At 61.0% G+C, this 14,120-nt stretch carries 3 protein-coding genes; all 3 read right to left on the reverse strand.

Features of this window, described 5'->3' with window-relative positions; genetic code table 11:
* Nucleotides 1-3,116: amino acid adenylation domain-containing protein (locus M0974_RS12420; protein ID WP_297836666.1), on the reverse strand; the 3,116-nt coding region annotated here is incomplete at its 3' end.
* A 526-nt stretch (nt 3,117-3,642) separates the two neighbouring features.
* Nucleotides 3,643-10,095 carry a non-ribosomal peptide synthetase gene (locus M0974_RS12425; protein ID WP_297836669.1) on the reverse strand — a complete coding sequence of 2,151 codons (6,453 nt, stop codon included), beginning with the start codon at nt 10,093-10,095 and terminating at the stop codon, nt 3,643-3,645.
* The gene (locus M0974_RS12430; RefSeq protein ID WP_297836671.1) at nt 10,092-14,030 is read right to left on the reverse strand and encodes an amino acid adenylation domain-containing protein; all 3,939 of its coding nucleotides are present in this window, start codon (nt 14,028-14,030) and stop codon (nt 10,092-10,094) included. Before M0974_RS12430 ends, M0974_RS12425 begins: the two co-directional genes overlap by 4 nt.
* Between the last annotated feature and the right edge of the window lie 90 nt (nt 14,031-14,120).

A 14,120-nucleotide genomic window follows, 5' to 3' on the forward strand; every position in this document is an offset into this window, starting at 1 on the left:
CCGACCTGTTCGACCTTGAGCACCGCTTGCCATATCTCGGCCAGGGCCTTTTCCAACTCGGTACGCGGCGCCACGTAAGCGCGCTGGCTTTCCTGCGCGCCGGGCTCCGGCAGGTTCTGTCGGTCCAGTTTGCCGTTTGGCGTGACCGGCAATTTCTCCAGCAACAACCACTGCACCGGCACCATGTAATCCGGCAGGCTCTCTTGCAGCCTTGATTTCAGACGTTCACACAGCGTGTCATCAGCCTCACTGGCGACGATATACGCCACCAGACGCTTACCGCTGATGCCGTCGCGAGCCACCACTACCGCATCACGCACTTCCGGCTGTGCTTGCAGACGTGCTTCGATTTCACCCAGCTCCACCCGGAAACCACGGATCTTTACCTGGTGATCCAAACGTCCCAAATAGTCCACCGTACCGTCCGCCCGCTGCCGGACCAAATCTCCGGTGCGGTACAAACGACCGCCTTCAAGGCTGAAGGGATCGGCGACAAAGCGTTCGGCGGTCAGCCCGGCGCGGTTCAGATAACCCCGAGCCAAACCTTCGCCGCCCAGATACAACTCACCCGCGACGCCCACCGGCACCGGGTTCAAATCAGTGTCCAACACCCACGCGCTGCGCTGACCAATCCGTGAACCAATTGGCGCATAAGGCGCGCCGGTTGGGGTCTGTTGATCAGCCTTCCAGATCAGCGGCGTGACCACCGTTTCGGTCGGGCCGTAACCGTTGATGATGTACTGCGGACGCAAAGCACGTTGCGCACGTTGGTAACTGGCTTCCGGAACGGCATCGCCGCCGAAGCAGTAAATCCGTACCGCTGGCGGATTGCCGTCGCGTTCGGCGTGTTCGGCCAGCTGTTGCAAATACACCGGCGGGAACGCGGCGACGGTGACGCCGTGTGCGTGCATGGCGATGTAGGTTTGTTCCGGGGTCCACAGCGCATCGTCGCGCAACAGCAGGCGTGCACCGTGGGTCAAGGCGGTGAGCCAACGCTCGTGGGCACCGTCGAAGGCGAACGACATGAAGTGCAGCTCGCAATCCTCGGCGCTCATTTCGTAGCGTTGGCCGATGGCTTCGATGTGCATGCGCAACGGGCCGTGGGCCACCGCCACGCCCTTTGGCTGACCGGTGGAGCCCGAGGTGTAAATCACGTAGGCCAGATTGTCGGCATGCACCCGGACTTCAGGCGCAATGTCCGACATAGCGCTGAGGTCGAGGCGATCCAGCGCCAACGCATGCACGTGTTCCGGCACCGGCAGAATCCCCAGCAACGAGGTATCGGTCAGCAACAAAGCAATGCCGGAATCCTGCATCAGATAGGCCAAGCGTTCACGGGGGTAACTGGCATCCAGCGGCACATAAGCGGCACCGGCTTTGAGCACCGCCAGCAAGGCAACGATCATCTCAGGGCTACGCGGCAGCGCCACACCCACCCGCACTTCGACGCCGACGCCTTCGCTGCGCAGGTGATGGGCCAGACGGTTGGCACGTTGCTCCAGCTGGGCAAAGGTCAGGCGTTGATCGCCACAACGCACAGCTTCGCGGAGTGGGTTCTCGGCAGCCACGCGGGACAACCAGTGATGCACTGGCTGCCGAGCAACCCTTGGCTGCAGTTGATTCCAGCTCGACAGCTGCGCCTGTTCGGCAGCACCGAGCATTGGCAAATCACCAACGGCGCGGTGCGGGTCGGCGACGATACCGCTCAATAGCGTCTGAAAATGGTCTCGCAGTTGCTCAATACGCACGCTGTCGAACAGGTCGGTGGCGTAGCTGAACGTGGCACTCAAACCGTGCTGATCATCCTCCATCGTGTCCAGGCCAAGGTCGAACTTGGCGGTTTTACTGCCCAATTCCATGGGTTCAACGCTGAGCCCAGCCAGTTGATCGAATGCGCGCAGGTCGCGTTGCTGGTGGTTGAACATCACCTGAAACAACGGGTTGTAGCTGAGGCTTCGCTCCAGACCCAAGGCGTCAAGCAACTGTTCGAACGGCAAGTCCTGATGCGCCTGGGCCTCAAGGGCGGTGATCTTTACCCGAGCCAGCAAGTCGCTGAACACTTCGCGGCTGTCCAGCTGGCTGCGCAGCACTTGGGTGTTAACGAAAAAGCCGATCAGGCCTTCGCATTCCAAGCGGCTACGGTTGGCGACCGGCACACCGATGCACAGGTCCGACTGACCGCTGTGACGCTGCAACAGCAGGTTGAAGGCTGCCAACAGCAACATGAACAGGCTGACGTTCTCGGCTTTAGCCAATGCGCGCAGGTCACCCGCCAGTTCCCGGTTAAAGCGCCAGCTCAGACTGGCGCCGCGATAACTCTGAATCGCTGGGCGCGACCGATCGGTCGGTAATTCAAGGGGCTGTCGACGGTCACCTAGTTGGGCACGCCAGTAACTCAACTGGCGCTCACCCTCACCGGCCTCCAACAGGCTGCGCTGCCACAGTGCGTAGTCGGCATAGGTAATCGGCAATGGCGCCAGTTGTGGGGGTTGCCCGAGGCAAAGGCGCGGGTAAAGTTCGGCAAATTCTCGGATCAAAACACCCAACGACCAACCATCAGAGACGATGTGGTGCATGGTCAGTAGCAGCACCCGTTCCTCGCCGCCGAGTTTCAGCAAATGGGCACGCAGCAACGGCCCCTGTTCCAGATCAAACGGTGCGTGGGCTGCGTCTTCCAGGTACTGGCGGACCAAGTTGTCGCGCTGATCATCTGCCTGCGCACTGAAATCTTTCTCGACCAGGGCAATGTGGGCGCTGTCGTTGATTGACTGAAACACCTCGCCGTCGTCTTGGCCAAAGGTGGTACGCAGCGCGGGATGGCGTTGTAACAAGGCGTCGAAGGTGGCGTTAAGCGCGCAGTGGTCCAGGCTACCGCGCAAACGAACGGCACTGGAGAGGTTGTAGGCGCCGCTGTCGACGTCCATTTTCCACAGGACCCACATCCGCCGTTGGGCAAATGACAAGGCGGCCCGCTGGGCTGGTGCAACACCTGCCGGGATCGGCCACTGGCCGATGTCCAGACCTTCATCGCGCATGCCCTGCCAGAAACGACTGCGTTTCTCTAGGGGCAGACTGATAAAACGGCGTGCCAGTTCCAAGGACTCTTGTGCATTCATTTGACGTTTTTCCCATCGCCGCGCTCGCGAAAGCGCCGTATCGGTTCACTGAACGGCCCCGGTCGAGGTCGTTGTCTATCCAATACTGACGAAGGGTGTTGCAGGATATTTAAGGCTTTGATTGGTGGCGCTGAGTTTGGGGTGTATATCCGGCGTTTGTGGTTGCTGGTCTTATGGTTGCGCTTTCACAGCGAGAAACCTTTTTCAGACGTCGGGGCGCCGAACCGCAAAAAGGTCCCGCCAAAAGGGCTTGCCCCACCATACAGTTCCCCGCCTAGGCTCGGAATTTCCTCACTCCGGCCGCATGGTTTTACGGGGCCTCTTTCCGTAATTTGATATTCAATACGCAGCAGATCTCAAAGACAGATCAAAATCATGTAGGAGCGCGATGGATCGCGAAGCGGTCCCAAATTGGCACATACAGCTAAATCTGCCAGATTTGCGTTAACCGACCTACGACTGCTGCGCAGCCGATCGCGAATGAATTCGCTCCCACAGTAGATCTTCGACAACCGCAAAGTACCGGTCAATCATCCTCCAGCATCGCCATCAAATCACTCATACGGTTCATTTTCCCACTGTCCACCGGCACCGAACGGCTTGCGATCAACTCCGACAGCGCCAACACCGTCGTGCAACCAAACACCTCAGCCAAGCTCAAACTAACCTGCAACTCCCGCTGCACCCTTGAGAGCAATTGCGTAGCCAACAACGAGTGGCCGCCCAGTTCGAAGAAGTCATCCGTAATGCCCACTTGTTCAAGGCCGAGCAGGGTTTGCCAGATACCGACCAATTGCATTTGCAGCGAGTTCCGCGGTGGGGAATAGTCCCGCAATAGGACTTGCGGCGCAGGCAATGCCTTGCGATCCAGTTTGCCGTTGGGCGTCTGTGGCAACGCGTCAAGAATCACCCACTGCGCAGGCACCATGTAGTCCGGCAAGCTCTCCCTCAGGTGGGCTTCCAGCGACTGACGCAGATGTTCAGCATCTTCCGCCGCCACGTAGGCGATCAGTTGCCGGACGTCATCACCCTCACTTGCAAGTACTGCTGCTTCGCGAACCAATGGATGAGCCAGCAACCGCGCTTCAATCTCGCCCAATTCGATCCGAAAGCCACGAATCTTCACTTGGTGATCAATGCGCCCCACGTATTCCAACACGCCCTGGGCGCCATAGCGCACCAAGTCGCCGGTACGGTAGATGCGTTCGCCGGCCACGAACGGGCTGGCGACGAAACGTTCAGCGGTCAGACCCGGCCGGCCCAGATAACCACGAGCAAGTTTCGCCCCGGCCAAATACAACTCGCCAGCCACGCCTTCCGGCAGCGGGTTCAAATCGACGTCGAGTACGTAGCTGCGGGTCCAACTGACCGGGCGCCCGATGTTGGCCACACCGCCCGCCTCACGCCGCGCCCAAGTTGAATACGTGGTGTCTTCCGAAGGTCCGTACAGGTCGTAAATATGCTGCACATGGCCCAGCGCATAAAGCTCGTCGACCAAACGCTGGGGCAACGCTTCACCCGCAAGATTGATGACCCGCACGCTGTCCGGGATGTGCCCTGCTCGCAGCAACGCGGCAATCGCCGACGGTACGGTGTTAATCAAACGCACTTGCCCACGGGATGGTAGTTGCGCCAAGGCCAGCGCGTTGTCCGCCAGCAGCAGATAACCGCCTGCCGACAGCGTGACAAAGAACTCCCACACCGACAGGTCGAAGCACACCGAGGTTGCCGCCAGTACGCCCTGCAGATCTTCCCGGTTGTAGGTCGCCAGCGACCACTGCACCAAGGCACTGGCGCTGCGATGGGTAATCGCCACGCCTTTGGGTTGGCCGGTGGAGCCCGACGTGTAAATCACATAAGCCAGTTCATCCGCCGTACTCGTTGGCGACGGGTCGTGAGCCGGCCAGGCGCTCAGGTCTTCATCGAGCGACTGCACAGAAGAATGCGTCGGCAATTGCGCAATCAGCACCTCACGCGTCAGCAGCAATGCCGCGCCGCTGTCCTGCAGCATATAAGCCAATCGTTCGGCCGGGTACGCTGGGTCCAGCGGAATATAGGTGCCGCCCGCCTTGAGCACGGCCAGCAGACCGATGGGCAAATCCGCAGTGCGCGGCAGAGCAATCGCGACTTTCACGCCGGGACCAACGCCCCGCGCTCGCAGCTTATGCGCCAGGCGATTGGCCAGCGCATTGAGTTCACCGTAGCTCATGCGCTGCTGACCATGGATCAACGCCAAGGCCTGGGGTTCCAAGGCAGCCTGACGTTCGAAGCGTTGATGCAGGGTCAGCACTTCAGGTTCATCGTCGATGTGATTCCACTGCTGGACCTGCCGCTGATGGTCCACCACGCTCAACAGCGGTAGATCACCGACGCTGCGCAACGGGTTTTCAGCGATGGCCAGCAACAGGTTTTCCAAACACTCCAGCAGCCGTGCACCGGCCCATTCATCGAAGGTGTCCAGCGGGTATTTGCCGCTCAACGACAGCTCGACACCCGGCACCACAATCAACGTGAACGCGTAATGCGTGCGCTCGTCACTGGCCACCGGACCGAAGACCAAACCGGCGTCCGCGCCGTGTTGCAGCGCCGAGGACAACGGGTAATTTTCGAACACCAACAGGCTGTCGAACAGCGCAGCACCGCCTTGCCCGGCCCAACCCTGAATGTCTGCCAGGGCGGTGTGTTGGTGCTCGCGCATAGCCAGGCTCGATTCCTGAACCGACAGCAGCCATTGGCCCACCGTTTGTTCAGAGGCCGGCGTCAGCACCAGTGGCAAGGTGTTGATGAAAAGGCCCAGTTGACGCTCGATACCCGGTAAGTGCGCCGGACGTCCAGCCACCGTAGCGCCAAAGGCAACCGTGGCTTGGCCGGTACAACGCTGCAGCAGCAACGACCACGCGGCTTGCACCAGAGTGTTCAAGGTGACGCCCGTTGTCCGAGCGAATGCTTCCAGGCGCGCGGTACGTTCTGAGTCCAATCGGCGCAGGCTTTCCCCTGCACCGCTTCGACCGTGAGCCGAGCGCGGCAAGATAGACGCCAACCGGGTGGGTTGCGCCAATGCCGCCAGTTGTTGGCGCCAGAATGCCTCGTCCGCAACCAGATCACGCTGCTGCAACCACGCGAGAAACTCCCGTGGGTGCTCAGCCTGCCCATGAGCATCGACCTCTGTACCGGCATAGCGTTTGAGCACTTCACCCAATAGCTGCGCAGTGCTCCAACCATCCAGCAGGATGTGATGGCTGGTGTACAACAAATGGTGCCGCGCCGGGCCGGTACGTACCAAGGTCAGGCGCAGCAACGGTGCGGTGTCCAGTTCGAAGCCACGTTCGCGGTCCTGCCGCGCCAGATTTTCCAGATCCTCTACCGCAAATGCCAGCCCGTCGACGATGGCCATCGGGACGTCCACTTCACGGTGAATCAACTGCAAGGGCTGCTCGCGGCCCTCAAAATCAAGACTCGCGCGTAAGCCTGGATGCGCCGCAAAGGTTGCCTGCCATGCCTGACGGAAACGGGCTGGGTCGAGGTTCTGCACATCGACTCGCAGTTGATTGATGTAGACATCAGCGGTGGCGGCATGCCGAGCATGAAACAACAGACCGTGTTGCAGCGGCGTCAACGGATAAGCATCATCCAGCTCAGCCATGGGCAAACGCAGACGGTCGGACGAAGTCAAATCAGCCAAGGCGAAAGGCTGTACCTGCACCAAAGCAGCGGCGTCTACTGCAAAAGCAACCGCCGCCAGCAGCCTCAATGTCCGAAACTGAAAAACCTGCCTCGGTTCAATGGCCCAGCCCGCCGCTCGAGCGCGACTGACCATTTGGATCGAACTGATGGAATCGCCACCCAAGGCGAAGAAGTTGTCCTCAAGCCCAACCTGCTCAACGCCCAGCAAGTGTTGCCAGATCTGCGCCAGTGCACGTTCGGCGGCGGAACTTGGCTCACTGTAGAGCGCCTGTGGCACAGCGCTGACCGGCGCCGGTAGCGCCTTGCGATCCAGCTTGCCGTTAGGCGTGCGCGGTAACGCGTCGAGCAGCACCCATTGCGCAGGCACCATGTGCTCCGGCAGGACTTCCACCAACCGCGCGCGCAGGGCGGGCAACTCGGCGTCGTCGATGCCCACCACGTAACTCACCAACTGCCGGCCCTGCGCCGTATCACGCACCACTACAGCGGCTTCGCGAACCTGCGGATGTTCCAGCATTCGCGCTTCGATTTCGCCGGGTTCGATGCGGTAACCACGTAATTTTACTTGTTGGTCGATTCGACCGAGATACACCAGCACCCCGTCAGCCCCGTAGCGAGCCAAGTCGCCCGTACGATACAGACGCTCGCCGGCGCGGCCAAACGGATCGGCGACAAAGCGTTCAGCACTCAATCCCGGCCGCTGCCAATAACCCCGCGCCAGCCCCGCGCCGCCAATGTACAGCTCACCGGCAACGCCGTGGGGCACCGGCTCCAGACGCGAGTCGAGGACGTGCAACACGGTATTCTCCACTGGTACGCCGAGCCACGGTTGCGGCGCCGTTGGGCTCAGCGCCCACTGTGCCGACCAAATGGTGGTTTCAGTTGGGCCATACAAATTCCACAGCCGTGGCGACAACGCCAGCAGCCGCGCGGCCAGGTCTTCGGCCAACGGCTCACCGCCTGACAGCAACGTCAAACCCGCCAACACCTGCGGTTCGCCACCGTCCAGCAACAGCCGCCACGTCGACGGTGTAGCTTGCACCAGGCTTACGCCGTGACGGCGAATAATCTGCGACAGCGCCTGGGGATCACGCGCAGCATTGCGATCAACCAGCACCAGCTGTGCGCCGCACAGCAACGGTAAGTACAGCTCCAATCCGGCGATATCGAACGACAGTGAAGTCAGCCCCAACACCCGATCATTGGCCGCGATGCCGGGAGCGCGAGCCATGCTCGCGAGAAAGTTCACCAGACTGCTGTGGCGCACGGCAACACCTTTCGGTGTGCCGGTGGAGCCCGAGGTATAGATGCAATACGCCAACTGTTCGGGATGGCTTGGTCGTTGTTGATCCGACAGGTCAGTGGATGGCAGATCAGACACGCTCGGCCAGTCACGGTCCAGACAGAAGCTACGGGCAGCGCAATGGGCGAATTGCGGCAGCAGCGCTTCTTCGGTCAACAACCAATGGGTCTGACTGTCTTGTAGCATCAATGTCAGGCGTTCTGCCGGGTACTCAGGATCGAGCGGCACATAGGCCCCGCCCGCTTTGAGCACTGCCAACAAACCAACCAGCAGACGCGGGGTGCGCTCCAGGGCCACGCCGACCAGCAGGTCTGGCCCTACGCCCCATTCGATCAAACGTCGGGCCAACTGATTGGCCTGAGCATTGAGTGCTGCGTAAGTCAGTTTTTGCTCGCCAGCGCTGACCGCGATGGCTTGGGGCGTGCGTTGTGCCTGGGCCTCGAACAAACGATGCAAAGCCTGTTCGGAAAACCCTCGGGCAGTATCGTTGCCGATGGCTAGCACCGCGAGCCGTTGCTCCGCTGTCAGCAAACGCAGGTCTGCCAAGCGGGTGTCTGGGGCGGCCTGTACCTGTTGCAGCACGCTGACGAATTGATCACGCAGGCTGCCGATACGCGTAGCACTAAACAGCTCGACGGCGTAGGTGAAGGTGGCCTGCAATTGGCCGTCGAGGGACTCCTCGGTGTCCAGGCACAGATCAAACCGGGCACTGCGCGGGGCTTGGGCGAACACCTCAGCCTGGAGTCCGGGCAACCCCGTCAACTCGGCGAAGGCCCGTTGTTGGTGGTTGAACATCACTTGGAACAACGGACTGCGGCTAACGTTACGCTCTGGCGCCAGGGCATCTACCAGCACTTCAAACGGCAAATCCTGGTGGTCTTGAGCGGCCAGCGCGGTGTCGCGTACGGCGATCAATAATTCGCTAAAGGCCTGTTCTTCCTGTAGCTCGCTGCGCAGCACTTGGGTGTTAACGAACAGCCCGATCAACTCGCGGGTTTCATCCCGGTGACGGTTGGCCACCGGCACCCCAACCCGCACATCTGCTTGGCCGCTGTGGCGATACAGCAGCACTTGAAAGGTGCTCAACAGCACATGGAACAGGCTCGCGCCATGCCGCCTGGCGAGTTCCCGCAATTGCTGGCTGAGGGCGTCTGGCAACGTGAACAGCAGACTCGCGCCCTGCCCGCTCGGTTGCGTTGGACGCGGCTGGTCGAGGGGCAACTCCAGCATCGGCTGCTCGCCACCCAGCTGATGTTGCCAGTATTGCAACTGCCGATCACGCTCACCTGCGGCCAACAACCGTTGCTGCCACACGCTGTAATCGGCGTACTGAATAGGTAATGGGGCGTCCGACAGTGGTTGCTGATTGACCAAGGCCGCGTACTGCTCGGAAAATTCCGCCACCAGCAGGTTCAACGACCAGCCGTCGGCGACGATGTGATGCAGAGTCAGCAGCAGCACGTGATCGTTTGTCGCCAGTCGTAGCAGGCTAATTCGCAATAAGGGTCCGTTTTCCAAATCAAACCCTGCGCAACTGTCAGCCATGGCCAGCGCATGGGCGCGGGCCTCGCGCTCGATCGACGGCACATCGCTCAGATCGACGAGCGTAACCGGCACGTCAGCGGGCGGATCGATAACTTGCGTGGCCTGCCCATCGACGCTGGGAAAACGCGTGCGCAACGCTTCGTGCCGCGCAACCACGTTGCTCAGCGCCTGGGTCATGGCCGCAGTGTCCAACGCGCCGCGCAAGCGCAACGCACAGGGGATGTGATACGCCGCGCTGTGCGGCTCCAGTTGCCAAAGGAACCATAGACGCCGTTGCGCGTAGGACATCGGCAGCGATTCAACCCGAGGCGCCGCCACGATGGGCAATTTGCCGAAGTCGATGCCCCGCGCAGCCAGCTGCTCAAGAAACAGCGCCTGTTTCTCCGGGGCCAGAGCATTCAGGCGCTCAGCGATTTGCTGCAACGCGACGTGAGGAAGCGTGCTCATGGTTGCATCTCCAACTGGTCGAGCAGCGCGTTCATGCTATCGATTTCGCTGGCGGTGCCCGTCTGATCCAACGCGGCTTGAACCTGATCGGCGAGTACCGCGAGGTTTTCACTGGCGAACACCACCCGCAGCGGCAGTTCTACCGCTAACCGTCGTTTGATCCGCGCCAGTACTTGGGTGGCCAACAGCGAGTGGCCGCCGAGTTCGAAGAAGCTGTCGTCCAGACCGACCCGGTCGACGCCCAACAGCTCTTGCCAGATCAGTGCGACCTCGATTTCAACCGGCGTACAGGGCGGACGGTGCTCGCGGGCGGCGGCAAATTCTGGGGCTGGTAATGCTTTGCGATCCAGCTTGCCGTTGACGTTCAGCGGCAGTTTTTGCAAGAACACAAAGGCGTTAGGCAGCATGTAATCGGGAAGCTGTTGGCGCAGTTGATTCAATAGCGATTCACGCTCAGCGATGCCACAGACATAGGCTACCAGCTGCGCGCCGGCGATTGATTCAAACACACTGACGGCGGCATCTTCGACGTTCGGGCAGGCGCGCAGGCAGGCTTCGATTTCACCCAGTTCGATGCGCAGGCCGCGCAGTTTGACCTGATGGTCGCCGCGACCAAGGTAATCGATGGCGCCGTCCGGGCGTTGGCGTGCCAGGTCGCCGGTGCGGTACATGCGTCCGCCGTCGAGGGTGAACGGGTTAGCGACGAAGCGTTCCGCGCTGAGGCCGGCACGGCGGTGGTAACCACGGGCCAAGCCGGCACCGCCGAGGTACAACTCGCCCACGGCGCCAGCGGCAACCGGCTGCAACGTGGCGTCGAGAATGTACAGGCGCAGATTGGCGATCGGCAGACCAATGGGCACCCGGCCCAGCTCTGCGCCGCAGGTCCAATGACTGACGTCGATGGCCGCTTCGGTGGGGCCGTACAAGTTGTACAGCGTGACCTGTGGCAAGCAGTGTTGCGCCTGCTGCAAGGTCGGCACCGACAAGGCTTCGCCGCTGCAAACGATGCGTTTCAAGCTGCTGCTGACGGCGGCCGAAGGTTCGGCGACAAATGCCTGCAGCATCGAGGGCACGAAATGTACGGTGCTGATGCGTTCTTGCTGGATCAGCGCCGCCAGTTGCGCCGGCTCGCGGTGCACGCCCGGCGCAGCAACCACGAGGCAGGCGCCATTGATCAACGGCCAAAAGAATTCCCACACCGACACGTCAAAACTGAATGGGGTTTTCTGTAGCACCCGGTCAGTGGCATCCAATGCATAAGCGTCTTGCATCCAGGCCAATCGGTTAGCCAACGCGGCATGGGTATTACCCACGCCTTTGGGCCGCCCGGTGGAGCCGGAGGTGTAGATCAGGTACGCCAAGGCATCAGGCTGAACCTGCAAAACCGGAGCGGTGTGCGGGTAATCGGCTAACTCGGCAGGTGTCAGGTCGTCGAAGTAAATAGTCGTCAGATCGCCCGAAGTGACCGGCAGATGTTCGGCCAAATGGCGTTGGGTCAACAGCAAATCCACGCCGCTGTCTTCGATCATGTAAGCCAGCCGGTCGCTGGGGTAATCCGGGTCCAGTGGCACATAAGCGCCACCCGCCTTGAGAATCGCCAGCAGGCCAATCACCAGTTCCAGCGAGCGCTCTGCGGCGATGCCCACCAGCACTTCTTGATCGACGCCGTTGTCTTGCAAGCAGTGCGCAAGGCGGTTGGCACGACGATCCAATTCGGCGTAATCGAGGGTGATCCCGGCCATACTCAACGCAGGCGCGTGGGGAGTGCGCAAAACTTGGGCAGTAAACGCGCTGAGAACGTCGGGCCCAAACGCACGCGGATCAGTTTCCAGCGCCGGCCGCTGCGCGGGGTCCAGCAGATGAAGGTCTTGCACCGGGCTGTCGAGGCGGCTGCCCAGTTGCTGCAGCAACTGACTGAACGCAATTTTGAGGCGCACCACGCTGGCCGCCGCGAACAAATCGGTGGCATAGGTAAACGTGGCTTTCAGCGTCCCGTCGGGCATCTCTTCGGTGTTCAGTGCCAAATCAAATTGCGCCGTGCGGTCGTCACGGGGCAGCGCTTCGATGCTCAGCTCAGAAAGTTGCGCCAAGGCCTGGGAACGCTGACGGGTGTGGCTGTACATCACTTGAAACAGTGGGTTGTGGCTCAAGCTGCGCTGCGGTTGTAGGGCTTCGACCAAGTGCTCAAACGGCAGATCACCGTTGGCTTGGGCGCCGGCAACGTCAGCCTTGATCTGCGCCAGCAGCGCGCTGAAAGGTTGCGCTGGATCGGGCAGCAGGCGCAGCACCTGAGTGTTGACGAACAGCCCAATCAAGCCTTCGAGTTCAACCCGCGAGCGGTTAGCCAACGGCACGCCGATTCGCAAGTCGTCTTGCCCGCTGTAGCGTTGCAGCAGCACGGCGAAGGCACCCAGCAGCAACATGAACGGTGTCGCTTGGTGGGTTCTTGCCTGCTGCGCCAGTTGCCCGGTGAGCCCGGCATCGATACTGAAAGACAAGGTAGCGCCACGGTAACTTTGCACCGCTGGCCGAGCGAAGTCGGTGGGCAGTTCCAGCAGCGGTTGTTGCGAGCCCAGGTAATCACGCCACCAGCCAAGCTGACGCTGACCCTCACCTTGGGCCAGCCAGCCGCGCTGCCAAGCAGCGTAATCCAGATACTGCACCGCCAGCGGCGCCAACCTCGGCACGTCTGCACTTAGCGCGTGGCGGTAGGTCTGAACGAATTCCTCGATCAACAGGTTCATCGACCAGCCATCACCGACAATGTGGTGCAAGGCCAAGCTCAGCACGTGCTCGCCCTCCCCCAACCGATACAGGCGCAAACGCACCAGCGGGTCGCGAGCCAGATCGAACGGTTGCGCCGCGTGCATGGCCACCAGCGCCTGCACATCGGTACCGGGCGCTAGATCGACGGTGCTCCATTCGACTGTTGCCTGGGCCAATACCTGTTGCCGAGGCTCGCCATCGACTTCGATAAACCGCGTACGCAGTACCTCATGGCGCCCAACCACAGCCTCGAAAGCGCCCTGCAACGCGTGTTCATCAAGCTTGCCTGACAAACGCACCGCCGCGCTGATGGTGTACGCCGTGCTTTGTGGCGCCAACTGCCAGAGGAACCAAAGGCGTTGTTGAGCGAACGACAGCACGCCATTGTCGCGGCTGCTCAGGCGCGCAATGACTTCGTTTTTTGGCGTTTGCGCGGTGGCCGGTTGCACGTCGAGCCGCTGCGCCAAGCCACGAATGGTCTGCGCTTCGAACAGCTGTTTTGGCGTGACTTTGAGCCCGCGCTTACGTGCGCGAGCAATAATCTGCAGGCTGAGGATCGAGTCTCCACCCAGCTCAAAAAAGTTGTCGGTGACACCAACCCTGTCGCGCTTGAGCACATCACACCAGATCTCGGCCAGCAGGGTTTCCACTTCACCTTCGACGGCCACGATGTGCGCACGCTGATTTGTTGAGTCGTCCAGCGGCAGTGCCACTAGGGCCTTGCGGTCGAGTTTACCGTTGGCGGTCACTGGCAAAGCATCAAGCAACAGCCAGCGCGCCGGTTGCAGATAATCGGGCAACTGCTCGCGCAAACGGGTCTGGATCATTTCCAGCGTGGTGCCTTGAGCCGCTACGCAAAAGGCGCACAACTGCACGCCGTCAGCGCTTTCCAGCAGAATCACTGCCGCATCCTGAACCTCTTGCAACGCTTTGAGCGCTTCGGCGATTTCGTTCGGTTCGACCCGGTAGCCGCGCAATTTTACCTGCTCGTCGACACGGCCGAGGAATTCCACTTCGCCGTCGCGACGCAACCGCGCACGGTCGCCGCTGCGGTACAAACGTGCGCCGCCACCGGCCGGGTCAGCGTTGCCGAGCGCAGTCTCGGCTGGCATCGCATCGTTGTGCTTCTTTGCCTCGGCTTCGAGCTTGTCTTGGGTGTCGTCGGACATCGTCGCTCCTTCAGGGTTGGCTGTCTCGAACCTATTACCCCCCGGCTAGCCGATGCACGCCCGCGCCTGGATTGCCATTTCCAGATCCTC

Origin of the sequence: Pseudomonas sp., from assembly GCF_026224925.1 — a bacterium.
In the GTDB taxonomy this organism is placed as follows: domain Bacteria; phylum Pseudomonadota; class Gammaproteobacteria; order Pseudomonadales; family Pseudomonadaceae; genus Aquipseudomonas.

Bases quoted from the DNA above. Each gene is read 5' to 3' on its own strand.
- M0974_RS12425 (WP_297836669.1), bottom strand. From the start codon at position 10,095: ATGAGCACGCTTCCTCACGTCGCGTTGCAGCAAATCGCTGAGCGCCTG.
- M0974_RS12430 (WP_297836671.1), bottom strand. From the start codon at position 14,030: ATGTCCGACGACACCCAAGACAAGCTCGAAGCCGAGGCAAAGAAGCAC.